Annotated in this window: 30 protein-coding genes; 15 read left to right on the top strand and 15 right to left on the bottom strand. The window is 67.3% G+C overall.

Going from position 1 to position 26,792, the window contains the following annotated elements; genetic code table 11:
• Positions 1–31: 31 nt before the first annotated feature.
• The 8 genes from TEF_06455 (at position 32) to TEF_06420 (ending at position 7,974) form a co-directional block, all read left to right on the top strand.
• Positions 32–2,401: a carbon monoxide dehydrogenase gene (locus TEF_06455; GenBank protein ANK80479.1), complete on the top strand. Its 2,370-nt coding sequence runs from the start codon at positions 32–34 to the stop codon at positions 2,399–2,401.
• An 11-nt stretch (positions 2,402–2,412) separates the two neighbouring features.
• Positions 2,413–3,207 carry a carbon monoxide dehydrogenase gene (locus tag TEF_06450; protein ID ANK80478.1) on the top strand — a complete coding sequence of 265 codons (795 nt, stop codon included), beginning with the start codon at positions 2,413–2,415 and terminating at the stop codon, positions 3,205–3,207.
• A gap of 158 nt (positions 3,208–3,365) precedes the next feature.
• Complete coding sequence (locus TEF_06445) at positions 3,366–4,070, top strand: ABC transporter permease (protein ID ANK80477.1); 705 nt, start codon at positions 3,366–3,368, stop codon at positions 4,068–4,070.
• 4 nt (positions 4,071–4,074) lie between these two features.
• Positions 4,075–4,788, top strand: coding sequence for an ABC transporter ATP-binding protein (locus TEF_06440; GenBank protein ID ANK80476.1), 714 nt, complete (start codon positions 4,075–4,077; stop codon positions 4,786–4,788).
• A gap of 17 nt (positions 4,789–4,805) precedes the next feature.
• Complete coding sequence (locus TEF_06435; GenBank protein ID ANK80475.1) at positions 4,806–5,627, top strand: sulfate transporter; 822 nt, start codon at positions 4,806–4,808, stop codon at positions 5,625–5,627.
• Between the two features lie 243 nt (positions 5,628–5,870).
• Positions 5,871–6,608, top strand: coding sequence for a pyrroloquinoline quinone biosynthesis protein PqqC (locus TEF_06430; protein ANK80474.1), 738 nt, complete (start codon positions 5,871–5,873; stop codon positions 6,606–6,608).
• Positions 6,605–6,883: a pyrroloquinoline quinone biosynthesis protein PqqD gene (locus tag TEF_06425; protein ID ANK80473.1), complete on the top strand. Its 279-nt coding sequence runs from the start codon at positions 6,605–6,607 to the stop codon at positions 6,881–6,883. Before TEF_06430 ends, TEF_06425 begins: the two co-directional genes overlap by 4 nt.
• Positions 6,880–7,974 (top strand): pyrroloquinoline quinone biosynthesis protein PqqE, encoded by a 1,095-nt coding sequence (locus TEF_06420; GenBank protein ID ANK80472.1) that lies wholly within the window; start codon positions 6,880–6,882, stop codon positions 7,972–7,974. The genes TEF_06425 and TEF_06420 overlap by 4 nt, the downstream gene beginning before the upstream one ends.
• Before the next feature lie 241 nt (positions 7,975–8,215).
• Here the strand turns inward: TEF_06420 and TEF_06415 are convergent, their stop codons facing one another.
• The gene (locus tag TEF_06415) at positions 8,216–9,001 is read right to left on the bottom strand and encodes a short-chain dehydrogenase (GenBank protein ANK80471.1); all 786 of its coding nucleotides are present in this window, start codon (positions 8,999–9,001) and stop codon (positions 8,216–8,218) included.
• Positions 9,002–9,061: 60 nt separating this feature from the next.
• Here TEF_06415 and TEF_06410 point away from each other — a divergent pair, with 60 nt between their 5' ends.
• A complete protein-coding gene (locus TEF_06410; GenBank protein ID ANK80470.1) occupies positions 9,062–9,919 on the top strand; it encodes a hypothetical protein in 858 nt (285 codons plus the stop codon).
• A gap of 61 nt (positions 9,920–9,980) precedes the next feature.
• A complete protein-coding gene (locus TEF_06405; protein ANK80469.1) occupies positions 9,981–11,840 on the top strand; it encodes a hypothetical protein in 1,860 nt (619 codons plus the stop codon).
• A 127-nt stretch (positions 11,841–11,967) separates the two neighbouring features.
• Here TEF_06405 and TEF_06400 read toward each other — a convergent pair whose 3' ends face one another.
• From TEF_06400 to TEF_06355, 10 genes are all read right to left on the bottom strand, one after another.
• Complete coding sequence (locus TEF_06400) at positions 11,968–12,543, bottom strand: hypothetical protein (GenBank protein ID ANK80468.1); 576 nt, start codon at positions 12,541–12,543, stop codon at positions 11,968–11,970.
• Positions 12,544–12,571: 28 nt separating this feature from the next.
• Positions 12,572–13,558 (bottom strand): F420-dependent methylene-tetrahydromethanopterin reductase, encoded by a 987-nt coding sequence (locus TEF_06395; GenBank protein ID ANK83313.1) that lies wholly within the window; start codon positions 13,556–13,558, stop codon positions 12,572–12,574.
• A 54-nt stretch (positions 13,559–13,612) separates the two neighbouring features.
• Complete coding sequence (locus TEF_06390; GenBank protein ID ANK80467.1) at positions 13,613–14,350, bottom strand: hypothetical protein; 738 nt, start codon at positions 14,348–14,350, stop codon at positions 13,613–13,615.
• Complete coding sequence (locus tag TEF_06385; GenBank protein ANK80466.1) at positions 14,325–14,996, bottom strand: hypothetical protein; 672 nt, start codon at positions 14,994–14,996, stop codon at positions 14,325–14,327. The genes TEF_06390 and TEF_06385 overlap by 26 nt, the downstream gene beginning before the upstream one ends.
• Before the next feature lie 59 nt (positions 14,997–15,055).
• The gene (locus TEF_06380; GenBank protein ID ANK80465.1) at positions 15,056–15,340 is read right to left on the bottom strand and encodes a hypothetical protein; all 285 of its coding nucleotides are present in this window, start codon (positions 15,338–15,340) and stop codon (positions 15,056–15,058) included.
• Positions 15,341–15,441: 101 nt separating this feature from the next.
• Entirely contained in the window at positions 15,442–15,933 is a 492-nt protein-coding gene (locus TEF_06375; protein ANK80464.1) for a hypothetical protein, read from the bottom strand.
• On the bottom strand, positions 15,930–16,802 hold the full coding sequence (locus tag TEF_06370) for a hypothetical protein (GenBank protein ID ANK80463.1): 873 nt from the start codon (positions 16,800–16,802) through the stop codon (positions 15,930–15,932). Before TEF_06370 ends, TEF_06375 begins: the two co-directional genes overlap by 4 nt.
• A gap of 10 nt (positions 16,803–16,812) precedes the next feature.
• The gene (locus TEF_06365) at positions 16,813–17,430 is read right to left on the bottom strand and encodes a glutathione S-transferase (GenBank protein ID ANK80462.1); all 618 of its coding nucleotides are present in this window, start codon (positions 17,428–17,430) and stop codon (positions 16,813–16,815) included.
• Positions 17,431–17,457: 27 nt separating this feature from the next.
• The gene (locus TEF_06360) at positions 17,458–18,600 is read right to left on the bottom strand and encodes a cystathionine gamma-synthase (protein ID ANK80461.1); all 1,143 of its coding nucleotides are present in this window, start codon (positions 18,598–18,600) and stop codon (positions 17,458–17,460) included.
• Complete coding sequence (locus tag TEF_06355) at positions 18,597–19,295, bottom strand: hypothetical protein (GenBank protein ANK80460.1); 699 nt, start codon at positions 19,293–19,295, stop codon at positions 18,597–18,599. Before TEF_06355 ends, TEF_06360 begins: the two co-directional genes overlap by 4 nt.
• 94 nt (positions 19,296–19,389) lie before the next feature.
• Between TEF_06355 and TEF_06350 the strand changes: the two genes are divergently transcribed.
• Positions 19,390–19,743, top strand: coding sequence for a hypothetical protein (locus TEF_06350; protein ANK80459.1), 354 nt, complete (start codon positions 19,390–19,392; stop codon positions 19,741–19,743).
• A 10-nt stretch (positions 19,744–19,753) separates the two neighbouring features.
• On the opposite strand, the gene TEF_06345 is transcribed toward TEF_06350, so the two are convergent.
• Positions 19,754–20,947 carry an amidohydrolase gene (locus TEF_06345; protein ANK80458.1) on the bottom strand — a complete coding sequence of 398 codons (1,194 nt, stop codon included), beginning with the start codon at positions 20,945–20,947 and terminating at the stop codon, positions 19,754–19,756.
• Between the two features lie 222 nt (positions 20,948–21,169).
• Here TEF_06345 and TEF_06340 point away from each other — a divergent pair, with 222 nt between their 5' ends.
• The 4 genes from TEF_06340 to TEF_06325 are packed head-to-tail and all read left to right on the top strand — an operon-like array spanning position 21,170 to position 24,869.
• Positions 21,170–21,988 carry a hypothetical protein gene (locus TEF_06340; GenBank protein ANK80457.1) on the top strand — a complete coding sequence of 273 codons (819 nt, stop codon included), beginning with the start codon at positions 21,170–21,172 and terminating at the stop codon, positions 21,986–21,988.
• 45 nt (positions 21,989–22,033) lie between these two features.
• Complete coding sequence (locus TEF_06335) at positions 22,034–23,566, top strand: hypothetical protein (GenBank protein ANK80456.1); 1,533 nt, start codon at positions 22,034–22,036, stop codon at positions 23,564–23,566.
• Positions 23,567–23,604: 38 nt separating this feature from the next.
• Complete coding sequence (locus tag TEF_06330) at positions 23,605–24,279, top strand: hypothetical protein (GenBank protein ID ANK80455.1); 675 nt, start codon at positions 23,605–23,607, stop codon at positions 24,277–24,279.
• Positions 24,276–24,869 carry a hypothetical protein gene (locus tag TEF_06325; GenBank protein ID ANK80454.1) on the top strand — a complete coding sequence of 198 codons (594 nt, stop codon included), beginning with the start codon at positions 24,276–24,278 and terminating at the stop codon, positions 24,867–24,869. Before TEF_06330 ends, TEF_06325 begins: the two co-directional genes overlap by 4 nt.
• Before the next feature lie 162 nt (positions 24,870–25,031).
• On the opposite strand, the gene TEF_06320 is transcribed toward TEF_06325, so the two are convergent.
• From TEF_06320 to TEF_06310, 3 genes are all read right to left on the bottom strand, one after another.
• Positions 25,032–25,571, bottom strand: a complete 540-nt coding sequence (locus TEF_06320) for a hypothetical protein (protein ANK80453.1) — start codon at positions 25,569–25,571, stop codon at positions 25,032–25,034.
• A gap of 110 nt (positions 25,572–25,681) precedes the next feature.
• Positions 25,682–26,296: a hypothetical protein gene (locus TEF_06315; GenBank protein ID ANK80452.1), complete on the bottom strand. Its 615-nt coding sequence runs from the start codon at positions 26,294–26,296 to the stop codon at positions 25,682–25,684.
• Between the two features lie 27 nt (positions 26,297–26,323).
• The gene (locus TEF_06310; protein ANK80451.1) at positions 26,324–26,749 is read right to left on the bottom strand and encodes a PPOX class F420-dependent oxidoreductase; all 426 of its coding nucleotides are present in this window, start codon (positions 26,747–26,749) and stop codon (positions 26,324–26,326) included.
• Between the last annotated feature and the right edge of the window lie 43 nt (positions 26,750–26,792).

Raw genomic sequence — 26,792 nt, 5'->3', positions numbered from 1 at the left:
CAACGTCGGCGATTTTCAGGGAGGAAACGTCATGACGGACCAGGGTATCGGGGCCAGCGTACGCCGCAAGGAAGACCTCCGCTTCATCAAGGGGCGCGGCAAGTACACCGACGACATCGTGCTGCAGGACATGAGCTATGCGGCGATCGTGCGCTCGCCGCACGCGCACGCGAAGATCAACCGCATCGACACCTCGGCGGCCAAGGCCGCGCCGGGCGTCGTCGGCGTGCTGACGGCCGAGGATTTCGCGGCCTTCGGCGGACTGCCCTGCGGCTGGCAGGTCACCGGCAAGAACGAACAGCCGATGATCGAGCCCAAGCACCCGATCCTGGCCGAGGGCAAGGTCCGGCATGTCGGGGACCCGGTCGCCGTCGTGATCGCGGAGAGCCGCGCGCAGGCCCGCGACGCGGCGGAACTGGTCGACATCGACTACGAGCCGCTGCCGGCGGTGGTCGACATGCGGTCGGCCCTGGAGGGCGGCGCCTCGGTCCATGACGAGGCCGGCGACAATCTCTGCTACGACTGGGAACTGGGCGACCGCGACGCGGTAGAGGCCGCGTTCCGGAAGGCCGACCACGTCACCACCCTGGAACTGATCAACAACCGGCTGGTGCCGAACGCCATGGAGCCCCGCTGCGCCATCGGCGACTTCGACGACGCCTCGGGCGAACACACGCTCTACACCTCCAGCCAGAACCCGCATGTCATCCGCCTGCTGATGGGCGCCTTCGTGCTGCAGATTCCGGAGCACAAGCTCCGGGTCTACTCCCCGGACGTCGGCGGCGGCTTCGGCTCCAAGATCTATCACTACGCCGAGGAGGCGATCGTCACGGTCGCCGCCAAGGTGCTGGGCCGGCCGGTGAAATGGACCTCCGACCGCACGGAAGCCTTCATCTCCGACGCCCACGGCCGCGACCACGTCACGAAGGTCGAACTGGCCATGGACAAGGAAGGCAGGTTCCTGGCGCTGCGCGAGCACACGCTGGCGAACATGGGCGCCTATCTGTCGACCTTCGCGCCGTCGATCCCGACCTATCTGCACGCCACGCTGCTGGCGGGCCAGTACACCACGCCGGCGATCCTGGCCGAGGTGAAGGCGGTCTTCACCAATACCGTCCCCGTCGACGCCTATCGCGGCGCGGGCCGCCCGGAAGCGACGTATCTGCTGGAACGGGTGATCGACCTCGCCGCCGACGAAATGGGCATGGACCCGGTCGAGATCCGGCGGAAGAATTTCATTCAGCCCGACCAGTTCCCCTACGCCACGCCGGTGGCGCTGACCTATGACACGGGGGACTACGAGGCCACGCTGACCGCGGCGCTGAAGGCGGCGGACTGGGACGGCTTCGAAACGCGGCGCGAGGAAGCGAAACGCCAGGGCAAGCTGCGCGGCATCGGCATCGCCTGCTACATCGAGGCCTGCGGCATCGCGCCGTCGAACATCGCCGGCGCGCTGGGCGCCCGGGCGGGGCTGTATGAATGCGCCACCGTCCGCGTCAATCCCACCGGATCGATCCAGGTGATGACCGGCAGCCACAGCCATGGCCAGGGCCATGAGACCACCTTCGCGCAGGTGGTGGCCGACCGCCTCGGCATCGGCCTCGACCAGATCGACATCGTGCATGGCGACACCAACAAGATTCCCTTCGGCATGGGGACCTACGGCTCGCGCTCGATCGCCGTCGGCGGCGCCGCGCTGTCGAACGCCTGCGACAAGATCGTCAACAAGGCGACGAAGATCGCTGCTCACCTCATGGAAGCCTCGGCCGACGACGTCGTCTTCGAGAACGGCAGCTTCAAGGTCACCGGCACCGACAAGCAGGTGGCCTTCGGCGACGTGGCCCTGACGGCCTATGTGCCGCACAACTACCCGCTGGACGAGCTGGAGCCGGGTCTGGAAGAGACCGCCTTCTACGATCCGAAGAACTTCACCTTCCCGGCCGGCACCTATGTCTGCGAGGTCGAGATCGAGCCGCAGACCGGCCGGGTGGAGATCGTCAGCTTCCACGCCTCCGACGATTTCGGCAACGTCATCAATCCGATGATCGTCGAAGGTCAGGTGCATGGCGGTCTGGCCCAGGGCATCGGCCAGGCGCTGCTGGAAAACACCGTCTACGACAATGAGGGGCAGTTGGTCAGCGGCACCTACATGGATTACTGCATGCCGCGCGCATACAACTTCCCGAATTTCACCGTCGACCATCAGGTCACGGCCTGCACCCACAATCCGCTGGGGGTGAAGGGCTGCGGCGAGGCAGGGGCCATCGGTTCCCCGCCGGCGGTGATCAACGCCATCGTCGACGCCTTGAAGGACTATGGCGTCAGCCACATCGACATGCCGGCCACGCCGGCAAAAATCTGGCGGATCGTGAACGGCGGCATGGCCGCGGCGGCCGAATAAGGGGGATCAGCATGTACGAATTCGAATACAGGAAGGCGAGCAGCGTCGACGAGGCCGCGAAGGCCATCGCGGCGGCCGAGGACGGCAAGATCATGGCCGGCGGCATGACCCTGATCCCGACCCTGAAGCAGCGCCTGGCGAGCCCCAGCGACGTCATCGATCTCGGGGGCATTGCGGACCTGAAGGGCGTGAAGCGCGAAGGCGACAACATCGTCGTCGGCGCCATGACGACCCACGCCGCCGTCGCCGGCTCCGGCGAGGTGAAGTCGGCGATCCCCGCGCTGGCCAGGCTGGTGGGCGGCATCGGCGACCCGCAGGTGCGCAACCGCGGCACCATCGGTGGCTCCATCGCCAACAACGATCCGGCCGCCGACTACCCGGCGGCGCTGGTGGCGCTGGGCGCGACCGTGAAGACCACGAAACGCGAGATCGCCGCGGAAGACTTCTTCACCGCCATGTTCGACACGGCGCTGGAGGAGGATGAGATCATCGTGCAGGTCTCCTTCCCCATCCCGGAGAAGGCGGGCTACGAGAAGTTCGAGAACCCGGCCTCGCGCTATCCGCTGGTCGGCAGCTTCGTGGCCAGAACCTCGGGCGGCGTCCGCGTCGCGGTGATCGGCGCCGGTCCCTGCGTCTTCCGGGTGCCGGCCTACGAGGAAGCGCTGTCGTCGAACTTCGCGGCCGACGCGATCCCCGAGGGCGCGGTCTCGGCGGACGACCTCAACTCCGACATCCACGCCAGCGCCGACTACCGCGCGCATCTGGTCACCGTGATGACCCGCCGGGCGGTGCAGGCCGCCGGCTGATCCACCCCTTCGCCAGACACCCGGCCCGCCCCATGTCGCGGGCCGGGGCGTCGCCCGGCGCGGATGGGCAATCCTTTAGCGCGCCGATAGGGTTGATGGCCTGAGAACGGCGGCGCGGGGTGCGCTGCCGGAGCCCCCGTCGTTCGGAGCCCGGCGACATGTCCGACATCGGCTCAGCGCTGCTGCTTGCGGCCCGCCTGGTGCTCGGCTTCGACGCCGAACTGGTCGGCATCGTCGTCCGGTCCCTGCAGGTCAGCCTGACCGCCGTCTTCTTCGCCTCCCTGATCGGCCTGCCGCTCGGCGCGGTGGTCGCGGTCTACCGCTTTCCCGGCCGCCGCGGCGTTGTCATCCTGCTCAACGCCCTGATGGGGCTGCCGCCGGTGTTCGTCGGCCTGATGGTTTATCTGGTGCTTTCGCGCTCAGGTCCGCTGGGGGCGCTGGGATTGCTGTTCACGCCGACGGCCATGGTAATCGCCCAGACCGTGCTGATCACGCCGATCATCGCCGCCCTCGCCCGCCAGATCGTCCGCGACCTGTTCGAGGAGTACCGCGAGCAGCTCTGCTCGCTCGGCGCCCGCCCGGCGCAGATGGTGCGGACCCTGCTGTGGGACGGCCGGCTGGCGCTCATGACCGCGGTGATGGCCGGCTTCGGCCGGGCGACGGCGGAGGTCGGCGCAGTGTTCATCGTCGGCGGCAACATCGCCCACGTGACGCGCGTGATGACCACCGCAATCGCGCTGGAGACCTCCAAGGGCAATCTCGCCCTGGCGCTCGCGCTGGGTTTCATTCTGCTGGCCATCGCACTGGGCGTGAACGCGGCGGTGGCGATGCTGGGCGGCGCGACCGCACACGGACGGGGCTGAAACGATGGGCGTGCTGCCGCTGGAACTCAGCGAAGTGAGCTTCCGCGCCGGCGGGCGGACCCTGCTGGACCGCATTTCGCTGGAGATCGGCGAAGGCCCGCGCACCGTCATCCTCGGTCCCAATGGCGCGGGCAAGAGCCTGCTGCTCCGGATCTGCCACGGGCTTCTGGGCGGCTTCGAGGGCACGGCCGCCTGGAAGGGCCCGGACGCCGGCGCGGCCCGGCGACGGCAGGCGATGGTGTTCCAGAAGCCGGTGATGCTGCGCCGCTCGGTGCGCGCCAATGTCGAGTACGGACTGAAACTGAGGCGCCTGCTGCCGGACGACCGCCGGGAACGGACCCGGGAGGCGCTGGAGCGCACCGGACTGGCCGACCGCGCCGAACAATCCGCCAGGCAGCTCTCCGGCGGCGAACAGCAGCGTCTCGCCCTTGCCCGGGCCTGGGCGCTGAGGCCCGACATCCTGTTCCTGGACGAACCGACGGCGAGCCTCGATCCCGGCGCCACCGGGGCCGTGGAGCGGATCATCGACGAGATCCACCGATCCGGCGCCAAGATCGTGATGACGACCCACGACCTCGCACAGGCCAGGCGGCTGGCCGACGAGGTCATCTTCCTGCATGCCGGCCGCGTTGTGGAGCGGCGGCCCGCCGCCGACTTCTTCGCCGCCCCCGAAAGCCCCGAAGCCCGGGCCTATCTCGCGGGCGAACTTCTCTGGTGACGACAAGGAGACCGATCATGACCATCCGGCGCACGATAGTCGGGCTGGCGGCCGCCATGACGCTGGTTGCCGGCGCGGCGAATGCCGCGGACCGCTTCATCACGCTCGCCTCGACCACATCGACCGAGAATTCGGGTCTGTTCGGGCATATCCTGCCGAAATTCACGTCGAAGAGCGGGATCGAGGTCCGCGTCATCGCCGTCGGCACCGGCCAGGCCATCCGGCTGGCCAGCAATGGCGATGCAGACGTCCTGTTCGTCCACCACAAGCCGAGCGAGGAGAAATTCGTGGCCGCCGGCCACGGCGTCGCGCGCCACGAGGTGATGTACAACGATTTCGTCATCGTCGGCCCTGCCGCCGACCCGGCAGGCGTGCGCGGCATGACCAAGGCGGGGGAGGCTCTGGCGAAGATCGCCGGCGCGGAGGCGCCCTTCGCCTCCCGCGGCGACGACAGCGGCACCAACAAGGCGGAGCGGGGACTCTGGCGCAAGGCGGGACAGGAGCCCCATGGCGGCACCCAGAGCTGGTATCGCGAGATGGGCTCCGGCATGGGCGCGACGCTGAATGCGGCGGTGAGCATGGGCGCCTACACCCTCTCCGACCGCGCGACCTGGATCAGCTTCGCCAACCGCGGCGAACACGAAATCCTGGTCGAGGGCGATCCCGCGCTGTTCAACCAGTATGCGGTGATGCTGGTGAACCCGGCGCGCCACCCGCACGTCAAGGCGAAGCAGGGCCAGGCGTTCATCGACTGGCTGCTCTCCCCCGAAGGCCAGCAGGCCATCGCCGAATTCCGGGTGCAGGGTCAGCAACTCTTCTTCCCCAACGCAGGCGACTGACGCGAAAAAGATTTGGCCCGCTCGCGCAACTTCGTTACGCTGCGTCACCGAGTTACAAACCGGTCACGAAACTCTATGGGAGGCAACCATGGCCTGGACGACGCCCGTCATCGAAGAAATCTGCATCGGCATGGAAATCAACGGCTACTTCCCCGCCGAGATCTGAACCTTTCGACATCGTCGAAGTGAGAATGGCCGGCCGGTCCTGACGGGCCGGCCATTTTCGTCAGGAACGAGCCGATCATGAACGAGGCCATGTCCCCTGACGCCCTGGAGGCGGCGCTGCGCGATATCGGCGCCCGCCGCTATCACAACCTGCATCCGTTCCACAAGCTGCTGCACGGCGGCGAGCTGAACAAGGGGCAGGTGCAGGCCTGGGCGCTGAACCGCTACTGCTATCAGGCGCACATCCCGGCGAAGGACGCGACGCTGATGGCCCGCCTGCCGACGGCGGCGCTGCGGCGCGAATGGCGCCGCCGGATCGTCGACCATGACGGCGAGACGGAAGGCGATGGCGGCATCGAGCGCTGGCTCGGCCTCTGCGGGGGGCTGGGGCTCGACCGTGGTTATGTCGAAAGCATGCGCGGCATCCTGCCAGCGACGAGATTCGCCGTGGAAGCCTATGTCCACTTCGTGCGCGATCAGCCCCTGCTGGAAGCCATCGCCAGTTCGCTGACCGAACTGTTCTCGCCGACAATCATCTCCGAACGGGTCTCCGGCATGCTGGCCAACTACGACTTCGTTGACGAGGCGACGCTGGCCTATTTCAACAAGCGTCTGACCCAGGCGCCGCGGGATTCCGATTTCGCTCTCGACTACGTCAAACGCCATGCCGTCCGCCCCGACCAGCAGCAGGCCGTGCTGGCGGCGCTGATCTTCAAGTGCAACGTGCTCTGGTCGCAGCTTGACGCGCTGTATTTCGCCTATGTCGAGCCCGGCATGATCCCGCCCGACGCCTTCACGCCGGACAGCGCACGGTGAACGGGCCGGCCGACAGCGCCGTGCCCGTGCTGCCCCGCGGCGTGAAGCTGCGCGAGGACAAGGCGCGTGGCGGCTGGACGCTGATGGCGCCGGAGCGCGTGATCAAGCTGGACCCGATCGCCGTCGAGATCCTCGAGCGCGTCAACGGTGAACGTTCCGTCGCCGACATCGTCGACGACCTCTGCACCAGCTTCGACGCCCCGCGCGAGCGGATCGACACCGACGTGAAGGCCATGCTCGCCAGCCTGGCCGAGAAACGGTTCCTGGACCTGTGAACGCCGGGACAAACATCGATCCGCCCATCGGCCTGCTGGCCGAACTCACCCACCGCTGCCCGCTGCACTGCCCCTATTGCTCGAACCCGGTGGAATTGGACCGGCGTTCGGCGGAGCTATCGACCGAGGACTGGCGCCGCGTCTTCTCGGAGGCGGCGGAACTCGGCGTCCTCCAGGTGCATCTGTCCGGCGGCGAGCCCACCGCCCGCACCGACCTCGTCGACCTGGTCGCCCACTGCGCCGCCGCCGGTCTTTACACCAACCTGATCACCTCGGCCGTCGGCGTGAAGGCCGGACGTCTCGAGGAACTGGCCGATGCCGGCCTGGACCATGTCCAGATATCCTTCGAAGGCGTGCACGAGGCCCCGGCGGACCGTATCGCCGGGCTGGACGGCGCCCACCGCGCCAAGCTCGCCCTGGCCGAAGAAGTCGTCCGGCTCGGCCTGCCGCTGACAGTCAATGCCGTCATCCACCGCGCCAATATCGATCTGGTCGGCGACATGGTGCGTTTCGCCGTCGGCCTCGGTGCACGCCGGGTCGAGATCGCCCACGCGCAGTACTACGGCTGGGCGCTGCGAAACAGGAACGCGCTGATGCCGACTATCGCCCAGGTCGAGCGGGCGCTGGCGACCGTCGATGACCTGCGCGAGAGCCTGAAGGGCCAGATCGTCATCGACGCCGTTGTCCCCGACTACTACGCGAAACGGCCGAAGCCCTGCGTCGGCGGCTGGGGCCGCCGCTCGCTGAACGTCACGCCCTCGGGCAAGGTGCTGCCCTGCCACGCTGCCGAGACGATCCCGGGGCTGACATTCGACAACGTCCGCGAAAAGCCGCTGGCGGAGATCTGGCGCGGCGGCCAGGCCTTCAACGCCTTCCGCGGCACGGACTGGATGCCGGAGCCCTGCCGGAGCTGCGACCGGCGCGAGATCGACTTCGGCGGCTGCCGCTGCCAGGCGCTGGCCATCGCCGGGGACGCCGCCGCGACCGACCCCGCCTGCGAGAAATCGGATCAGCACGAGAGACTGCGCGCCATGGCCGGGACGGCCGCCGACAGCCATGTCGGCGAATACGATTACCGGCGCTTCCTGTAGGCGACACCGAGAACGCCTGCCGCCGTGGCGGACTCACGCCGACGGAATTCCGTCGGCGCGCGAGCCAGTCCTAGAGCAATCCTTGAGTACATTGAATCCATTGAAGTCCTGGGGCTCGACCCCAGGACCTGTGTCGTGGCGCGGATCAGTGCACAGGCCCTCGGGTCAAGCCCGAGGGCAACAATATCGGGTGGTTCAATCAAACAGTGGAACGATCTAGCACCCCCCCCGCGCCGGGCTTTTACCGGAAGCTCGAGTTCTTCGACGCGTGACCGCCGTCGACGGTGACGATGGTGCCCGAGACGTAGGACGCCCGCGCCGAAGCGAGGAAGACGACCACGTCTGCCGTCTCGCGGACCGTCGCGGCACGCCCCAGCGGCAGCTTGTCCATCATTTCGGCCCAGCGTTCCGCGTCGCCAAGCTCCTGCTCGGCGACCGTGCGCAGCATGGTGCGGATACGCTCGGTCAATACCGCGCCCGGATTGACGCCAATGATGCGGATGCCGTCGGCCAGGCTGGTCCCGCCCATGGTCTTCGTGAAGGCCATCAGCGCCGCGTTGCCGGTCGAACCGGCGACATAGGACGAATCCGGATTCTCGCCAGCCATGCCGATGACGTTGACGATCACGCCCCGGCCCCGCGCGGCGAAGCGGACGTAGTAGTCGCGGATCATGTTGATGTAGCCGAAGACCTTCAGGTCCCAGGCCTTGCGCCAGGTCGCCTCGTCGACGCGATCCAGCGTGCCCGCGGGAATGGCGCCGGCGTTGTTGATCAGGATGTCCGGCTCGGGGCACTCGGCCGCGAGTTTGGCAATGGCGGCGCTGTCGGAAAGGTCGAGGGCACTGGTCGCCACGGGGACATGATAGGTCATGTCGATGATGCGCTTCGCCTCGGCCAGCCGGTCCGGGTCCTGCGAGACGAGGTGCAGGCTCGCGCCCTCCTGCGCGAAGACCTCGGCGCAGGCGAAGCCGATCCCGCGGCTCGCGCCGGTGATCAGCACGGTCTTTCCCTTGAGATCGAGATCCATCTTTCCCCTCCCCCGAGTTCTTCGTTGAACCGCCCCCCGCCTTCGGCTAACGGAGCGGCCATGACTGTTGACGTGATCGATCATATCGCGCCGCTGGCCGAGCGCCATGACGCGTTTCTCTTCGACCTGTGGGGCGTGGTCCACAACGGGATCGAGGCCTATCCCGGCGCGCTGCGCACACTGGCGGCGCTGACGGCGCAGGACAAACGCGTGCTGCTGCTCTCCAACGCGCCCCGGCTCGGCACCGTGGTCGATCCCTTCCTGGCCAGGATGGGCGTCCCGCGGGAACATTACGACCGCGTGGTGGCTTCCGGCGACCTGGTGCGGGCGGCGCTGGAAAGCGGCGTGATCGACGTCGGCCGGCGCTTTCTCTACTGGGGCAAGGGCCCGGACCGCACCATCACCGAGGGGCTCGAACTGGAGGAGACGGACAGCCTGGGAGACGCCGACTTCATCCTCTGCGGCGGGCTGAACAACGACGAGACCGAGACCGTCGGCGACTACGCCGACGCGCTGACCCAGGCGAAGGACCGCGGCCTGCCCATGGTCTGCGCCAATCCGGACTACGAGGTGATGCGCGGCCACGAGATGCTGCCCTGCGCGGGGGCGCTGGCGCAGGCCTATCAGGATATCGGCGGCAGGGTGCACTGGTTCGGCAAGCCCTACGGGGTCGCCTACGATTACTGCCGCCACGAACTGGGCGATATCGCCCCGGACCGGATCCTGGCCGTCGGCGACACGCTGCGCACCGACATTGCCGGCGCCACCGCCGCCGGCATCGAGGGCGTGCTGGTGACCGGCGGCATCCACGCCCGCGAAGTGATGGCCGAAGGGCGGCTGGACGAGGCGGCGCTGACCCGCATCTGTACCGAGGCCGATCTCTGGCCCGTCGCCGCCATGACGCAGCTCGAATGGTAGGCGCAGGCGCGATTTCACTCCCCGCCGGAATGCTCTAACCTCCTGCGCGGGGAGGACCGTGATGCAGAAGAAACCCGCGAATACGCTGGCGGACGTCGTCGAGATCGAGAAGACGCCGTTCGCCGAACTACTGCCGGCCGACAACATCTACGCTGCGCTCCGCCACTCGGCCGAGCGCCATCCGGACCGGCCTGCGATATGGAACCTGGCGCGCGGCGAGCTGGCCGACGAGCCCGAGAAGATCACCTATCGCGACCTGTTCCGGCGCGTGACGCAGACCGCCAACATGCTGCGCGGCCTGGGCGTCGGCGAGGAAGACGTCGTCACCCTGCTGATGCCGATCGTACCGGAAACGCACTACCTGCTGTGGGGCGCGGAGACGGCAGGCATCGTCAATCCGGTGAACCCCTTCCTGGAGCCGGAGCACATCGTCTCCATCTGCAAGGCGGCGGGCACGAAGGTGATCGTTGGCTGCCATCCCTCGATCAGCCCCGACCCCTGGCCGCGGATCGAGGCGGTGCGGAAGGAAATCCCCGGCCTGAAGGTGGTCCAGGTCGGCGGCACGGGCGCCGATGTCGACGGGGACGTCATCCTCTACGAGCAGGCCATGGATGGCGTCGAGGCCGAGCGGCTGACCTTTGCCCGCGATTTCGACATGCACGGCACGGCGGCGCTGTTCCACACCGGCGGCACCACCGGCGTGCCCAAGCTGGCGCGGCACACCCAGAAGGGTCTGATGCTGCAGAGCTGGAACTACGGCAACGCCATCCCGCTGGATGACCTGCACGCACCCATGGGTCTGCCCCTGTTTCATGTGGGCGGCGCCACCGCCTGGGGCGCGATGCCGTTCCTGTGGGGCCACACCATCACCCTGCTGGGCGCGGAAGGGTTCCGGAACCCGAACGTGGCCCGCGACTTCTTCGCCAACGCCGCGCGGCTGAAGTGGAACTTGATCCCGGTCGTGCCGGCCATATGGTCGATGCTGCTGCAGCAGCCGATCGAGGAGCACGACCTGTCGTCGCTGCGCTATGGCGCGGTGGGCGGCTCGACGCTCTCGGTGGAGGTCGCCAATCTCGCGACCCGCAGGCTCGGCGTCCCGCTGGTCGAGGGCTGGGGCATGACCGAGACCCATGGCTTCTCGGCCTCGAACCCGTTCGAGGGCGAGGTCCGCGTGGGCTCGATCGGCTTCCGCCTGCCCTTCAACGAGATCCGCGTGGTGCGCACCGACGATGACGGCCATATCGAGGGCGACTGCAAGACCGACGAGATCGGCCTGGTCGTCTGCCGCGGCCCGCAGATCTTCGGCGGCTATCTCGATCCGGTCCACGACGGCAAGGCCTGGCTGGACGGCGAATGGTTCGACACCGGCGATCTGGGCCGCATCGACGCCGACGGCTATATCTGGCTGACCGGCCGGTCGAAGGACCTGATCATCCGCGGCGGCCACAACATCGATCCGGCGACAATCGAGGACATCCTCTACCAGCACCCGGCCATCGAGCTGGCCGCGGCCGTGGGCCGGCCCGACCGGCGCGTGGGCGAGTTGCCCGTCGTCTTCGTGCAGTTCGCGAAGGGCCGTTCGGCCACGGAGGACGAACTGAAGGGCTTCGTCGCCGAACGCATCACCGAACGCGCGGCGAACCCGGTCGAGATCATCCCGATCGAGGAGATGCCGCTCACCGGCGTCGGCAAGATCTTCAAGCCCTCGCTCCGGATCGAGGCGGCGCAGCGCGTCTTCGACCGCGATATCGGTGTGCTCGCCAACGAACTGGGCGCCGAGATCATGGTCGAGGTCCGGCAGGACAAGGTCCACGGCACGCTCGCCGCCATCACGGTGAAGGATGGCCCGCCGGAAACCGAGGAACGTATCCGCGAGACGGTCGGCGGCTACGAGACCCGCTTCGAGATCGGACGGGGGTGAGTATCCTGCAGCCCTCGGACTCGATCCGAGGGCCTGTGCCGCGTCGTCTCCGTTTCACAGGTGCTCCCCGGAACGGGGTCCGGGGCAGGCTTGTCAAGCCCGAGCACGCCATGACAACAACGTCCGGCTACGCCCCGATCGTCTCCGGCGCTGCGAGAGTCAGGACGCCGAGGACGGCGAAGATCGCCGCCGCAGCGGCGCGGATGGCGCCCAGCGGCAAGCGCTCCGCCAGCGCCCCGCCCAGCAGCACCGTCGGCGCATTGACCGCCAGCATGCCCGCCGTGGTCCCCAGCGTGACGAGCAGGATCGAATCGAAGCGCGCAGCCAGCACCACGGTCGCGATCTGGGTCTTGTCGCCGATCTCGACCAGGAAGAAGGCGATCGTCGTGGCGAGGAACGGCCCGAAACGGCGGCGCGGCGCCTCGTCCAGGCCATCATCCCTGTCGGGCACCAGCGTCCAGGCGGCCATGGCGAGAAAGGAGAGCCCGACGATCCACCTGAGCCAGTACCCTTCGAGCAGCTCGGCGACCGAGACGCCGACCAGCGCGGCCAGACCATGATTGGCGAGGGTGGCGACGAGGATGCCGGCGATCACCGGCGCCGGCGCGCGGAAACGCGCGGCGAGCACCAGGGCCAGCAGCATGGTCTTGTCGCCGATCTCGGCCAGGGCGACCACGCCGGCGGAGACGATCAGGGCTTCCATGACGGGTTCTGTGCCGGGTCGGCCAGCCTCAGTCCACCAGTTCCATCACCTTCTCGAGCTGGGCGAGCTGGCCGGCAGCGTCGAGTTTCGGATCGAAGCGGACGGTAACGCCGCCCACGCCGGCGGCGGCATAGGTCTCGAAGCGGCGGCGCACCATCTCGGGCGTGCCGACGGCGCCGAACTCGGTGATCATCGCGTCGGGGACGATCTTCGCCGCCTCGTCGCGGCGGCCCTCGATCCAGAGCCGCTGGATCTCCTTCGCCTCGTCCTCGAAACCGGAACGCTGAAAGGCCTCGTTGTAGAAATTGGTCTGCGCCGATCCCATGGCGCCCATCTGGAAGGCGATGCCGGGCCGGCGGGCGTCGATCAGCGCCTCGACATCCTCGCCGATGCCGACCGAGCAGGCCGCGTTGAGGTGAATGTCGGCGAGGCTGCGCCCGGCGCGTTCCGCGCCCTCGCGGATATAGGCCAGGTGCGCTTCCGGATGGTCCGGCGAGAAGGACGTGCCGAGCCAGCCGTCCGCCGCCTCGCCCGTATACTCCAGCGATTTCGGCCCCAGGGTGGCGAGATAGATCGGGATATCCGTCGGCGGGAAGTCGAGCCGGATCGCCTTCCCCTCCCCGCCGGGTCGCGGCAGGGTGATGGTCTCGCCGTCGTATTTCAGCTTCTCGCCCCGGAAAGCCATGCGGACCACGTCGACCGTTTCCTTCAGGCGGGTGAGCGGCTTCCGGTAGTCCCGGCCCTGGAGGCCCTCGACGACCTGCGGGCCGCTGACGCCCAGCCCCAGAATGAAGCGCCCGCCCGACAGGCTGTGGAGCGAAAGCGCGGTCATCGCGGTCATGGAGGGGACGCGGGCGCTGATCTGCATGATGCCCGTGCCGAGCCTGATCCGGCTGGTCCGGGCGGCGAGATAGGCGAGCGAGGTGGCGGCGTCCTGTCCCCAGGCCTCCGCCGACCAGGCGCAGTCGACGCCCATGGATTCGGCCGCCTTCACGAATTCGGCCACCGCGCCCATGCCGCTGCGGTCGTAACCGCCGACGCTGATGGAAACCTTGAGCAGCGCCATGGCTCAGCCCTTTCCGAAATTCTTCACACGTTCGGCGACGTCCGGCGACCGGCCCGGGCTGTGCACGCGCTCGAAGGCGAGCGCGTCGCTGTGGCCGCGGTTCTGGCCCTCGTTGACCAGCATCTTGTCGCCGCGCAGCGTGTGCCAGGAGTTGGCCAGGAAGCCGCGGGCCATCTTCACCGCGTGATCCTGCAGTTCCTCGTCGGGCACCCATTCGACAGCGAGGCCGATCCGGACGGCCTCCTCGGCGCCCACCGCGCGGCCGGAGTACATCATCTCCTTGGCGCGCTGCACGCCGACGCGGTCGGGCAACCGGCGGCTCATGCCCCAGCGCGGTGTCATGCCCCACTTTCCGTGCGTATCCGCGAACTTCGCCGACGACCCGGCGACGATGATGTCGACGGCCAGCACGAGTTCCAGCCCGCCGGTGTAGCAATGCCCCTGCACCGCACCGATCACCGGCTGCGGCAGGGTCTCGAGCAGGTCGACCGTGTCCGACTGGTAGTTGGGCGCCGGCGCTTCCTCGCCCGACTGGATCGCCTTCAGGTCGTTGCCGGCGCAGAAGGAGCGACCTTCGGCGCGCAGGATGACGACGCCGATCTCTTCCTGCTGGCGGTGCAGGGCGTCGACATGGGCGCGCAGTTCCATGACCAGTTTCGGCGAGAGCGCGTTCAGCGCCTCCGGCCGGTTCAGCGTGAGTATGCAGAGACCGTCGTCATCGGTCCGCTCGACCAGCGCCATCGTTGTGTCCTCCCTCTCCCCGTTTCAGTCCCTTTGCCAGCGGCGCGATGGCCAGGCCGAGGACCGCGCCGTTCAGAATATGCCAAAGGAAGTGGGTTCCGACAGGCCAGAGATGGCAGACCGACTCGTCGATGGAGCGGAAGATGAAGGACGGCACGAAGACGGCGACCGCGGCGGCGATCCAACCCCAGGCCGGATGACCGCGCCGCCAGAGCCAGAACGACAGGGCCAGGCCGGTGACGAAGGGCCCGAGATAGAACGCGCCGGGCGCCGGCAGCCGTCCCAGCGCCATGGCGGCGGCGATCATGAAGGCCGGCCAGACCAGCGCCGTGTACCAGCGCATGCCCAGCCACCGGCGCGCGCCGGCGTAGACGGTGGCGAGGAGGCAGAGCGAGAGCGCCGCGGTATCCAGGGCGCCGCCCCAGCCCTGGGCGGTGGTGTGCCACAGGAAGCTGCCGACGCCGGTCGCGACCAGCAAGGCTGCGGGAATCAGGAAATACGGATCGCTTCGTGCGCCACGCCGCCCGGCGATGCGCCAGAGCCATATGGCGGCAATGATGAAAGCGAGATTGGTGACGGCGTTGAGCGGTTCGTTCCAGAAGCCGTAGGCCGTGCGCTCGCAATAGGCGTCGACGAATTCGTTCATGCCGCCGATCAGGCGGCAATGTCAGCGGCCGGTCAAGCGCCGGCCGGTAACCGTCTGTTTCAGGCCGCCTGCGCGCTCTGGCGCCGGGCCATCCAGGCGCGGGCGCGGCGCTGGGCCTCGGCAATCTCGGCGGCGCTCATCATCTCGGCCATTTCCTGGCGCTCGGCGCGGGCGCGGGTATCGCCCGACATCGCGGCCAGATTGAACCACTTGTGCGCCATGACCAGCGCGTCGGGGCCGTTCTCGGTAGCGTAGACGAGGCCCAGTCGGTACTGCGCGTCGCGGTCACCGGTTTCGGCGCGGATCATCAGGTCGTCGGCGAGATTCGGATCAAAGCGTCCCATGTCGTTGGTTCCTTCCCGATCGATGCGGCTTCCGCCGCGTCATCGGGAGGATCGTGGGCCCGAAAAGGTTAACGCGCGGTATTCCTAACGTCACCGAAAGGTTAATTCGCGATCTTTTCCGAGACGGACCCGCCGGTCGCCCGCACCAGATCGTCGAACGTGGCCGGAAAGACGCAGTGCGGGTGGCCGGCGGCGGCGTAGACCGTCGCGAATCGGGCCAGCGACGCATCGATGGCGATGGGAACCCGACTTACATGACCCAGAGGCGCGACCCCGCCGATGGTGAAGCCCGTCTCGGCACGGACGAACTCCGGTGTCGCCCGGTCCAGTCCGTCGGGCAGGTCCAGGACTTCCCGCAGCGCATCGGTGTCGCAGGTGCGGTCGCCCGCGATCAGAGCCATGACCGCCTTGTCGCCGGCGCGGAAGACCAGCGACTTCACGATCGCGCCCAGTTCGCAATCGAGGGAGCGCGCCGCGTCCTGCGCCGTCCGCGCGGTCTCCGAAAGCGCCCTAATCTCCGTGTCCAGCCCGGCCTCCCGCAGCGCGTTCTGCACCCGCTGCACCGGTTCGCGTTGCAGCAGCTTCTCGCTCATCGCCCCTCTCCCCTCGCGCCGGGCGCATTGACCGCCCAGTCATATTCGTATCCCTCGATGCCCTCGGCACCGTCGAGCAACGCCTTCGTTCCGGCATCGGCATGACGTCGCAGATGCTGCAGCACGCCGGCCTCCGAGCCGCCGAAATCTTCCTCGAACCAGTCGTAGATCGAGGAGACGACAAGTCCCCCGTCAGCCCGCCTCCGGACGCCCCGTGGATGATTGACATACTGGGCGGCGGCGCGGTCCAGGTCGGCGTCCAGCCTCTCCGCCCGCCAGGGCTCGGCGCCCAGGTCCGGGCAGCCGACCGAGGCGCAGTTGACCGCGTAATGCACCCGGTTGTCGCCCATCGGACGCAGGATCCGGTGCTCGATGTCGTCGAGGGACAGCGCGACGCCATTGACCTCGACGACCCTGGCCTTCCATGGCCCGCCGGTCACCGCCGCGGAAAGCCCCTCGAAAAAGCCGACCGAGCCGATGCGGCGCGGGACTTCGTCAGGGCGGATATCGCGGATGCTGTTCACCGGCCAGGAGTCGAGCACGATGTCGAGGGTCAACGCATTGTAGAGATTGGCCCAGTAGGCGAATTTCTGGTCCCGCGTCAGCGTCAGCGGATCGATCGCCGCCATGGTGTCGATGTGGCGTTTCAGCGACTGGCGTTCGACCGCGCCCACGGCAGCGTAGTCGAAGGTGTCGAGTCCGTCCGGTGCCTCGGCGACGTGCTTCGCCAGCATCCCGGCATAAACGCCGTAGTCCATTTTCAGCGTCTGCTCCCCGGCGTGACCTGCGAACCGGGCCGCAATGTCGTCCGCGGCCGCCGGTGCGATAACCGCCAGCCACAGGGCCAAAGCAAAGAGCAGACGGTTCATCGCCTCAGCCTCAGGGAACCTCGAAGCCCTTCTTCACCGCGTCGCGCGCCCAGATGCGGTCGTACCAGCGCTTCAGATTGGGAAAGTCGGTGAGTTCCATTCCCTGCCATTCGTGACGCGCGATCCAGGGGAAGGTGGCGATGTCGGCGATGGTGTACTGGTCCGCCGCCAGCCAATCCCTCTCCGATACCCGCTTGTCGAGAACGCCATAGAGCCGCGCCGTCTCGTTGGTGTAGCGGTCGATGGCGTAGGGAATCTTCTCGGGCGCGAAGCGGCGGAAATGGTGGGCCTGGCCCATCATCGGCCCGACGCCGCCCATCTGCCACATCAGCCACTGCATGGTCTCTTGAAAGGCGCGCGGCTCGGCGGGCAGGAATCTGCCGGTCTTCTGCGCCAGGTAGATCAGGATGGCGCCGGTCTCGAAGACGGAGATCGATTCGCCCCCGGGTCCGTCGCTGTCGAGGATCGCCGGAATCTTGTTGTTGGGGCTGATCTTCAGGAAGTCCGGATCGAACTGCTCGTCCTTCGCGATGTTCACGGGATAGACCTGATAGTCGAGCCCGCATTCCTCCAGCATCACGGAGACCTTGCGACCGTTGGGCGTACCCCAGGTGTAGAGTTCGATCATCGCTCCGCCCCCTCCTTCTTATTACCTCTATGCGCCGTCCAGCGCCTGCATCAGGTCCGCGATCAGGTCGTCTGCGTCCTCGATCCCGACCGAGAGGCGCAGCAGGTCGTCCGGCGCCATCGACGTCGACCCCTCCACCATGCGGCGGTGTTCCACCAGGCTCTCGACCCCGCCCAGCGACGTCGCCCGGCGGAACAGCCTGAGCCCCGCTTTCGCCCGATACGCCCTCTCTCGCCCGCCGCCGGTCAGCACCGACATCATCGATCCGAAACCGCCGGTCATCTGCCGCTTCGCGATCGCATGGCCCGGATGGCTTGGCAGCCCGGGATAGAGAACCGTGACGTCGCCGCGGACCTCCAGAGCCTCGGCGACGCGCATGGCGTTGGCGGCGGCGCGTTCGACCCGGACGGCGAGCGTCCGCATGCCGCGGGCCAGCAGCCATGCCTCGAACGGCCCGGCGATGGCGCCGCCCTTGTGGCGCTGCACATGCGCGCCCTGCCAGAGCGGGTCATCGGCGTTCCCGGTCACCAGCGCGCCGGCGACCACGTCGGAATGGCCGTTCAGCGACTTCGTCGCCGAATGCATGACATAATCCGCGCCAAGCTCCAGCGGTCGGGTGAACAGCGGCGTGGGCACGGTGTTGTCGACGCCCAGCTTCGCGCCGCAGGCGCGGCAGGCCTCGGCCACCGCGGCGAGGTCCGTCACCTGCCAGAGCGGGTTGGCCGGCGTCTCCGCCCAGACCAGCTTCGCCGGCCGTTCCTTCAGCGCCGCGGCGTAGGCATCGGCGTCGTTGGCAACGAAGCGGACGTCCAGGCCGAAGCGTTCGCCGAAATCCTGCAGCCAGGCCTTCAGCCCGAAATACATTACCTCCGGCGCGATAACGGAATCACCCGACCTCAGCGACTGGAACAGCGCCACCGCCGCCGCCATGCCGGAGGCGTAGAGCATGGCTTCCGTGCCGCCCTCCAGCTTCGCCAGCATCTCCTCGGCCAGGGTATAGCCGGGGTTGTCGTCGCGGGCATATTCCGCCCCGCCGGGCAGGGTCAGGTCGGCGTCGCGCTCGTAGGTCGTGGCCGGATAGATCGCCGGCGCCAGACCGCGGCTCGTCGGCTCGACATGACCCAGCGCCTGGGCCAGGTAGGTCGCCGGCTTGTCGGAACCGCCGCTCATGCGCGTTTGGCGAACTGGTTGTCGCCGAACAGGTTCTTCTTCTCCGCCTCGCCCATCTCGTCGGGCTTGCGGCGCAGTTCCCGGCCGAGATCCACGCCCCGGCGCACCGCGGGTCGCTGCTTGATCGCTTCGTACCAGCGGCGGACATTCGGATAGTCGTCCATGGCCACGCCCTGCTGGCGGTGCACCATGAACCACGGGAACAGCGCCATGTCGGCGATGGAATAGTCGCCGGCGGCGTACTCCGCCTCGCCCAGACGCCGGTCGAGGACGCCATAGAGGCGGTTGGATTCGTTCAGATAGCGCTGCTTCGCGTAGGGAATGTCCTCGGTGGCGTAGAGACGGAAATGCCCGTTCTGGCCGAACATCGGGCCGACGCCGCCCATCTGCCACATCAGCCACTCGATGGCGCGGTAGCGGCCGCCGGGATCGGCGGGCAGGAAGCGGCCGGTCTTCTCCGCCAGGTAGATCAGGATCGCGCCCGATTCCATCAGGTGCCAGGGCGCGCCTTCGGGGCCGTCATTGTCGACGATGGCGGGCATGCGGTTGTTGGGGCTGATCTTCAGGAAATCCGGCTCGAACTGCTCCCCCGCGCCGATGTTCACCGGGACCATGCGATAGTCCAGTCTGCATTCCTCCAGCATGATGGAGATCTTCCAGCCGTTCGGCGTCGGCCAGTAATAGAGGTCGATCATACGCTTCCGTCCCGCATGTACTGTCTTTCGCCCGCGCTTCGTGATATGGCGCGGTCCGGCCGCCAAGTGAACTGAAGAACCGGAGACCGTCAACATGGCTATCGACCGCGATGCACTGATCGACGCGCTGGAGCGCATGGGCGACGCCGATGACGCGGCAGCCGCCGCGGCGGGGCGCGAGGCGCAGTCGATGCTGGAGGCGGCCGAGCTGAGCTGGGACGAGATCATCGACCCGAAGCTGGGCCAGCAGGCCGAGGCCGCGCCGAAGCTCGACATCGGCGAGGACGACAGGTCGGTTCTCAAGGCCATCGACGCCCTGCTGGCGCGTCCCGGCCTTTACGAGGGCACCGCCGAGGACCTGCGCGAACACCGCGAGGAACTGGAGCGCGGCGAACTCGACCCCGAAGACCGCCGATACATCCTGACCCTCTACGAACGCGTCGCCTGACGCTCGCGGTTCAGGCCGCCGAGATCTGCGCCGGACGGCGCAGGTCTTCCGCGAGGCCCCGCCCCATGAGATCGATGAAGTTGTCGCAGTAGAACCGCTCGACCGCACGCCTCGGCGTGTCGGCCAGCGAGTCGCCGAAGCGCTTGAGCGGATTGCGGCCGCCTTCGATGTGCGGAAAGTCCGACGAGAACACCGCCACCTCTTCGCCCGCATTGGCGATGATCCAGCTCACATCCTCGTGCGGATAGGGCGCGGCGCGGAACTGCCGGCGCACGATCTCGGAGGGCTTCGCGCTCAGCTTCTGCAGCCGCTCCTCGTTGCGGATGAAGGCGTGCGCGGCCGAATCCATCGCCCGCATCCAGCCCGGCACCCAGTTGGCGCCCAGTTCGATCGCACCCCATCTCAGATCGGGGAAACGGTCGAAGACGCCGTCGAAGATCAGCGTCGCGCCGGTCTGCATCACCGCCTCCGGGATCGGCATGTAGCTGACCGAGGTGAAGTTGTCGTCGCCGCCGTGGAAGTCCTTGACCGGCGGCAGGCCGTTCTCCTTGTAGGCCGGGTTCAGCTTCTGCTCGCCGCCGACGTGGAACAGGACCGGCAGGCCGGCTTCCTGGGCCATCGCCCACAGCGGATCCAGAGCGATGTGGCTGGGGCTGTGGTTCTGCGGGCACTTCGACGGCACCATCAGGCCCTTCGCGCCCAGTTCGATCGCCTCGGCCATGCAGGCGCGGGCGCGCTCGAAATCCTCCAGCGGGATATAGGCCGTCGGCAGCAGCCGGCGGTCGACGGAACAGAAATCCGTCATCATCCTGTTGTGGGCGCTGGCGGCGGCGTAGCAGAGCTCCATGTCGCCGGACTGGTCGAGTTCGAAATTGCCGAGGCAGAAGGTGGTGAAAACAAGCTGGCTGGCGAAGCCCATGTAGTCCAGCGCCTCACCGCGGTCGTTGCGGATGAAGGCGCCGTGGGCGTCGTAGTTCTTGCGCAGCATCACGTTCTCGTTCGCGGCGGCGCGGAACTCGGGATCGGCGTGGTTCGCCTTCGCGGCCTCGACAGCCGCCTCCTGCTGGGTCCTGCGCCTCAGATAGCCGGGCGTCGCATGCAGACGCAACCTGAGGCGCTCTTCCAGGTACGGGTCCAGGCAATCCGCCGTCTCCATCAGGTGGCTGTCGGCATCGTGGATGATGCGGCCTTCGGCATATGGCATGGCATGTCCTCTCCGAGAACGGCGCGTGCACGCGCCGTGTTTGCCTCGACTCTAAGGGGCGTCTGCCGACATTGTCGACCGCGATCCGGAGCGTCCGGACCTCCTGACGTGTCAGCGCTCGCCAGGCCCGACCTGCCCGAGGTACTTGCGCTGCCATCCGACCTGCATTGAGATGGAGCTGCAGCCGCGCGGGAGGCAAGGCGGCGCTCAGGGGGAGGCGAGATGTCCAACTTTCAAACGATCGAAACCAGCAACGAAGACGGTCTGTTCTGGATAACACTCAACCGTCCGAAGGTTCTGAACGCCTTCAGTCTCGACCAGTGGCGGGAAGTGAAGGCCGCTCTGGACCACGCAGCAGAAGATGACGGGATCCGTGTTGTCGCCCTGCGCGGCGCAGGCGGCAACTTCTCGGCAGGCTACGATCTCACGGCAGCGCTTGGCGGCGATCTGGCCGAGCCATTGCCGAACGCCTTCCGCGACTACGTCGACGTGGGGAACGCTACGTGCTGGGCCGTATGGAACCTGAAGAAGCCGGTCATATCGATGGTCCAGGGCTATTGCCTGGGTGGGGCCTTCGAACTGGCGATGGCCTGCGACTTCTCCTTCACGGACGACAGCGGCCGGTTCGGCGAACCCGAGATCCTGCTCTCTGACGCCCCGCCCTTCCTGATCAGTCCCTGGATCATGGGCATGCGTCACGCCAAGCACATCCTGCTTACCGGCGAACTGGTGGATGCGGATACCGCTCTGCGCTACGGCCTGGTCAACGAGGTCTGCGAAACCGGCAAGCTGGAAGACAGGGTCCGGCGCATGGCCAGACGTCTTTCGGGTTTTGCCCCGGAAACCTGGCATCTGAACAAGTCGGCGGTGAACCGATCCTACGAAATCATGGGCTTCCAGTCCTGCGTGGAGATGGGCAAGGAAGCTTTCGTGACAACCAATATCACGCCGAATGAGCTGAAGACCGAGTTCATGCAGCGTCTTGACCGTGACGGTTTCGCCGCCGCGGTGAAGTGGGCGCAATCACTCTATGAGGTCTGAGAACATGACCGGTTTCCTCGTGACACATGCCGGGATGTCGTTCCAATGAGCAACCAGGCGGCCTACAGCGTTGCGGCGCTGGTTCAGGCGGCGGCGAACGGATTCGGTGACAAGATCTGCGCAATCGCGCCCGAGCGGACTGTCACGTTCCGCGAGTTCGCCGCCGATACGATGGCAATCGCCCGGCGCCTGGAGCAACTGGGGGTCCGGCGGGGCGACCGGGTCGCCATCCTCGACGTGAACAGCCTGAATTTCCTCGAGTCCCTTTGCGCACTGGCAACACTCGAGGCCGTGGCGGTCCCGCTCAACTATCGCCAGCGCCTGCCGGAATTCCGCTTTCAGATCGAGGATTCGGGCTCGGTGCTACTGCTCGCGGACAGCCGCTACGAGTCGGAGGCCGAGGAACTCCGGAACGTCCTTGAGCTTGGCTGGCTGCCGATCGACCAACCGGATGCGATGGGGCTGCCCGGGCGTGTCGGCGACGCACCGGTCCGCCTTGGCGATCCCGATCCGGCGAGCACGCTGGCCGTCTGCTACACAAGCGGCACGACCGGCCGGCCGAAGGGCGCGATGATCGATCAGTTCACTGCGAACGTGCGCGCGATCAAGTTGATGTACGACCTCAGACTGGGCAGCGACGATGTCATGCACATGACAACGCCGATGTTTCACATCTCCTGCCTGATCCTCAGTCTGGCAGCCATACAGCGCGGCGCGACCCAGGTGATCCTGCCGCAGTTCGACTACGCGACCACCATGGCAGCCATCGCCGAGCACCACGTTACATTCATCAACACGGTGCCGACCATTCTCAGCATGGCGTTGTCCCGCGAGGATTTCCGGCCCGAGCAGCTTTCGGGCCTGCGGCTGATCATGTACACGGCCGCACCGATGAGCCTGCCGCTGTTGCGGCGACTGATGGATGTCTACCAGGGTGAACTCGTGCAGTTTCTCGGCCAGACCGAAGATCTCCCGCAGACGGTGCTGACGCCGGAAGACCATCGAAGCGCACTGACCGGTCACCATCACCGACTCGAATCGGTCGGCCGGCCCTCTGAGGGGGTCGATCTGATGATCTGCGACGACGAGGGCCAGCCGTTGCCTCAGGGGGAGATCGGAGAGATCGTGACCCGGGGCGGGACGGCGTTCAGCGGCTACTGGAACATGGCCGAAGAAACGGCAACCACCCTGAAGGACGGTTGGGTGCATTCGGGAGATCTCGGCCGTCAGGACGCGGACGGTTATGTCTATCTGTCCGGACGCAAGAAGCACATGATCATCCGGGGCGGTGAGAACGTCTACCCCTCGGAGGTGGAGCCGGTCCTCCTGGACGCGCCGGGTGTACGCGACGCCGTGATCATCGGTCTTCCGGACGAAACCTGGGGCGAGATCGTCGCCGCAGTCGTCGTCCCGGAAAACGAGAAGGCGACGCCCGAGGATATCATCGCCTATTGCAAGACCCGCCTGGCGAGCTATCGCTGCCCGGAACGGATATACTTCGTCGATGAGATGCCCCTGAACGCCGCGGGCAAGGTGCTTCGGCACGTATTGGCGGATCAGGTTCTCGAGCGCGCCTGAACCTTCCCAGCCCGTCGCCAGCCAGAGGAGCCCGCCGCATGTCCGACCTGCACGCCGACCGCCGCAAGACCGTCGTCATCGACACCAACCAGATGGATTGGCAGGCGAGCCCCGCGCCCGGCGTGTGGCGCAAACGCCTGGAACTGATCGGCGATACCGAAAAGGGCATGGTGACTTCGGTCGTGCGTTTCGATCCCGGCTGCGGCTTCCCCGAACACGACCACCCCTTCGGCGAGGAGGTGCTGGTGCTGGACGGCGTCTTCGCAGACGAATTCGGCGAGTATCCGGCCGGAACGATGACCCTGTTGCCCACCGGCACGCGCCACCGTCCCTGGACCGAGCACGGCTGCACGCTGTTCGTGAAGCTCTGCCAGTACGCCGGAACCGACCGGCCCACCCGCCGCATCGACACCAGCGATCCGGCAGGCTGGCACGCCACCTGGCCCGGTCGGGAGGTCTTCGACCTGTTCGACGAGCCGGGCCATGCGGAACGCATCTACCTGTCAAGACTTGCGCCGGGCGCGGAAGCGCCGCATCACACCCATGAGGGCGGGGAGGAAGTCTTCGTGGTCTCGGGCGAGCTGGCCGACGAGAACGGCCGCTATGGCGCGGGAACGTGGATGCGGTTGCCGGACGGTTCGAGCCATCGGCCGCGGTCGGAGACCGGCTGCCTGCTCTATGTCAAGACCGGCCACCTGGGGAGGGGCGCATGAACGCGGAACTGATCTATTTCACCGACCTGAAGAGTCCCTTCGCCTATCTGGTGATGGATGACCTGCTCGCGCTGGAGGAGCGCTACGGCGTCACCTTCCGCTGGGTCCACTTCACGCTGCACATCCCCGAATTCCTGGGCGCGGTGGAAACCCGCTCCGAGAACGAATGGCGCAAGGTGAAGTACGCCTACATGGACGCCCGCCGGCTGGCCAACCGCAAGGGACTGACGGTGCTGGGACCGAAGAAGATCTTCGATTCCCGGCCCGCCGGAATCGGGCTGACCTACGCCGAGGAACAGGGGCTGCTGCACGCCTATGCGCGGCGCACCTTCGAGAAGTTCTTTCACCGCGAGCTGGATCTGGGCGTGGTCGAGGAGGTGAAGGCGGTGCTGGCGGAAGTCGGCGCGGACACCGCCGGCTTCGACGACTGGTACACGGGCGAGGGGGCCGAGCGTCACGAACGCGAAAGGCAGCTGGCCATCGACATGGGCGTGTTCGGGGTGCCCACCTTCGCCATCGACGGCGAGCTGTTCTGGGGCGGCGACCGCCTCTGGATGGTCGAGGAACGGCTGCAGCAGCTGGCGGCCTAGGATCCTTCCAGGAAGGGATGGAATCACCTGGCGTCCTGGGGCTTGACCCCAGGACCCAGGTCTCGGTTCTTCGGTTGGTTGGGCCCTTGGATCGAGTCCAAGGGCGGCAAGTCCGGGCGGTTGCGTCGGACATCGGAATGCCCTGACGGCTGGCGCCGCGGTCTACTTGCCGCCGCCGGCGGTTGCGCGCGGATCCTCGATGCCGAGCTCCGCGACCGCCTCCAGCCAGTCTTCCTCGAAATAGGCCTTCTCCGCGCAGTCACGATTGTAGGTGTCGATGGCCTCGTTCAACCGTTTCCGCCGGTCCGTGAGGTTGGGTACGAATTTCTCGTTGTAGCGGTCGATCATATCCGCATGGCGGTCGACGCGGCGGTTGTACTCGGCCACCGCCTCCGGATCGGTGCCGTCGATCTGCTTGCGGCGGCGGTCGAGGTCTTCGCCGAGATCGGCGATCTGCTGGCGGAAACTGGTCAGCGTATCCTCATAGTCGGCGACCCTGGTCTCCATGTCGGCGATGGCCAGGTCGCTCTTCAGACAGGCCCGGATATCCTCCGGCTTCAGCGTGTTCTCGTCATAGACCTTGATGATCTCCGGGGCCGGGTTCGCATCCGCCGCCGGCCCGTCTTCCGCCTTCTGGCTCTGGGCCGCCGCCGGCAGCGCCAGCAGCAGCGCCATGGCGCCGGCGAGCAGGAATCGGTTCATGACGGCCTCCGTTCGATTGGTGACATGCACTTTTCGTCCCGAATTGTGACCGCAATGCGCCGCGGCAAAGGATAGCGGAGGCCGCGCGGCGTTTCACCTGGCCCGGCGGATCATTCGATTTCCCGCATCGCGGCGGCGATCTCGGCCTCCATGGCCCGCCCGCTTTCCGCCAGGCCGCGGGCCAGCGCCTCGCGGTCGGCGGCGGACTTGTTTTGGCTCAGCTTCGCCTTGCCTTCCATGCGCGCGATGGGAATGCGGAAGGGCACGATTCCCTTCACCATCGCGGCGCGGAACTTCTCGGGCAGGCCGCCATAGGACCAGGGCCCACCGCCCTCGTAGCGCGCGGACAGCCGCTCCATCAGGCGGTCGCGTTCCGCTGCATCCTCGATGATCTCCGGTCGGCCATGGCAATGCACGGCGGTATAGTTCCAGGTCGGCACGGCGGGACCGTCACCGGGATACCAGGTCGGTGAGACATAGGCGTGAGGACCGGCGAAGATGCTGAGGGCCTCGGCGTCGCCGAAATCGCGCCATTGCGGGTTGGCGCGCGCCATATGGGCGTAGAGCACGCCCTGCTCGCCTTCGCCGCGATCCAGCACGAAGGGCAGATGGCTGGCCTCGGGCGCGCCGCTGGTAGCCGTCACCAGCAGCCCGAACTCGTTGGCATCAATGATGTCGTGACAGGCGGCCCTGTCCTCGACGGCGAAATGCGCGGGCGTGTACATCGTGCTTCTCCCCCCGGCGGACGGACCCTAACGGCTCAGGTCGCCCCAACTGCTGACATTGTCGACCCGGATGACGATCAGCGGCCGCGTCTCCAAGTCCATGCTCTGGTACTGCACATAGCGCGCGCGGAGAAGCTCGATCGCACCGGCGCGGTCCGCCGCCCTCTCCTTGATCGCCGCGGCGCCCCGCAGCATGACCCAGCCGAGCCCGGACCAGTCCGGATCGTAGCGGTCGACCATCAGGCAGACGCGCGGGTTGTCGGCGATGTTGCGCAGCCGCTTCAGCCGGCGGATATCGCCCCCCTTCGGCTTCTCGTCGATGGGGATGAATATCTCCTCCGCCTCCAGCGCGAAACAGACCGGCATGACATGGGGCGCGGCTCCGGCGTCCGCCGTGCCCAGATGCCCCAGCGGCCGGCGCAGAACGAATTCCCGCTCCTCGTTCGAGATCATGTCGCAACCAATGCCTTTTGACCCGGACGCCACGCCCGCTATC

The organism is Rhizobiales bacterium NRL2, assembly GCA_001664005.1.
In the GTDB taxonomy this organism is placed as follows: Bacteria; Pseudomonadota; Alphaproteobacteria; order Minwuiales; family Minwuiaceae; genus Minwuia.
The sequence above is the reverse complement of the archived record's forward strand: the minus strand, read 5'-3'. Positions and strand labels throughout refer to the sequence as shown.

What these genes read in the sequence shown, in the direction of transcription:
- TEF_06325 (ANK80454.1), top strand. Translation starts at nt 24,276, where the DNA reads ATGAACGCGGAACTGATCTATTTCACCGACCTGAAGAGTCCCTTCGCC.
- TEF_06455 (ANK80479.1), top strand. Translation starts at nt 32, where the DNA reads ATGACGGACCAGGGTATCGGGGCCAGCGTACGCCGCAAGGAAGACCTC.
- TEF_06445 (ANK80477.1), top strand. Translation starts at nt 3,366, where the DNA reads ATGTCCGACATCGGCTCAGCGCTGCTGCTTGCGGCCCGCCTGGTGCTC.
- TEF_06350 (ANK80459.1), top strand. Translation starts at nt 19,390, where the DNA reads ATGGCTATCGACCGCGATGCACTGATCGACGCGCTGGAGCGCATGGGC.
- TEF_06335 (ANK80456.1), top strand. Translation starts at nt 22,034, where the DNA reads ATGAGCAACCAGGCGGCCTACAGCGTTGCGGCGCTGGTTCAGGCGGCG.
- TEF_06435 (ANK80475.1), top strand. Translation starts at nt 4,806, where the DNA reads ATGACCATCCGGCGCACGATAGTCGGGCTGGCGGCCGCCATGACGCTG.
- TEF_06415 (ANK80471.1), bottom strand. Translation starts at nt 9,001, where the DNA reads ATGGATCTCGATCTCAAGGGAAAGACCGTGCTGATCACCGGCGCGAGC.
- TEF_06330 (ANK80455.1), top strand. Translation starts at nt 23,605, where the DNA reads ATGTCCGACCTGCACGCCGACCGCCGCAAGACCGTCGTCATCGACACC.
- TEF_06355 (ANK80460.1), bottom strand. Translation starts at nt 19,295, where the DNA reads ATGATCGACCTCTATTACTGGCCGACGCCGAACGGCTGGAAGATCTCC.
- TEF_06405 (ANK80469.1), top strand. Translation starts at nt 9,981, where the DNA reads ATGCAGAAGAAACCCGCGAATACGCTGGCGGACGTCGTCGAGATCGAG.
- TEF_06375 (ANK80464.1), bottom strand. Translation starts at nt 15,933, where the DNA reads ATGAGCGAGAAGCTGCTGCAACGCGAACCGGTGCAGCGGGTGCAGAAC.
- TEF_06310 (ANK80451.1), bottom strand. Translation starts at nt 26,749, where the DNA reads ATGATCTCGAACGAGGAGCGGGAATTCGTTCTGCGCCGGCCGCTGGGG.
- TEF_06400 (ANK80468.1), bottom strand. Translation starts at nt 12,543, where the DNA reads ATGGAAGCCCTGATCGTCTCCGCCGGCGTGGTCGCCCTGGCCGAGATC.
- TEF_06370 (ANK80463.1), bottom strand. Translation starts at nt 16,802, where the DNA reads ATGAACCGTCTGCTCTTTGCTTTGGCCCTGTGGCTGGCGGTTATCGCA.
- TEF_06365 (ANK80462.1), bottom strand. Translation starts at nt 17,430, where the DNA reads ATGATCGAACTCTACACCTGGGGTACGCCCAACGGTCGCAAGGTCTCC.
- TEF_06345 (ANK80458.1), bottom strand. Translation starts at nt 20,947, where the DNA reads ATGCCATATGCCGAAGGCCGCATCATCCACGATGCCGACAGCCACCTG.
- TEF_06340 (ANK80457.1), top strand. Translation starts at nt 21,170, where the DNA reads ATGTCCAACTTTCAAACGATCGAAACCAGCAACGAAGACGGTCTGTTC.
- TEF_06440 (ANK80476.1), top strand. Translation starts at nt 4,075, where the DNA reads ATGGGCGTGCTGCCGCTGGAACTCAGCGAAGTGAGCTTCCGCGCCGGC.
- TEF_06430 (ANK80474.1), top strand. Translation starts at nt 5,871, where the DNA reads ATGAACGAGGCCATGTCCCCTGACGCCCTGGAGGCGGCGCTGCGCGAT.
- TEF_06395 (ANK83313.1), bottom strand. Translation starts at nt 13,558, where the DNA reads ATGGGCGCGGTGGCCGAATTCGTGAAGGCGGCCGAATCCATGGGCGTC.
- TEF_06410 (ANK80470.1), top strand. Translation starts at nt 9,062, where the DNA reads ATGACTGTTGACGTGATCGATCATATCGCGCCGCTGGCCGAGCGCCAT.
- TEF_06360 (ANK80461.1), bottom strand. Translation starts at nt 18,600, where the DNA reads ATGAGCGGCGGTTCCGACAAGCCGGCGACCTACCTGGCCCAGGCGCTG.
- TEF_06320 (ANK80453.1), bottom strand. Translation starts at nt 25,571, where the DNA reads ATGAACCGATTCCTGCTCGCCGGCGCCATGGCGCTGCTGCTGGCGCTG.
- TEF_06315 (ANK80452.1), bottom strand. Translation starts at nt 26,296, where the DNA reads ATGTACACGCCCGCGCATTTCGCCGTCGAGGACAGGGCCGCCTGTCAC.
- TEF_06450 (ANK80478.1), top strand. Translation starts at nt 2,413, where the DNA reads ATGTACGAATTCGAATACAGGAAGGCGAGCAGCGTCGACGAGGCCGCG.
- TEF_06390 (ANK80467.1), bottom strand. Translation starts at nt 14,350, where the DNA reads ATGGCGCTGGTCGAGCGGACCGATGACGACGGTCTCTGCATACTCACG.
- TEF_06385 (ANK80466.1), bottom strand. Translation starts at nt 14,996, where the DNA reads ATGAACGAATTCGTCGACGCCTATTGCGAGCGCACGGCCTACGGCTTC.
- TEF_06380 (ANK80465.1), bottom strand. Translation starts at nt 15,340, where the DNA reads ATGGGACGCTTTGATCCGAATCTCGCCGACGACCTGATGATCCGCGCC.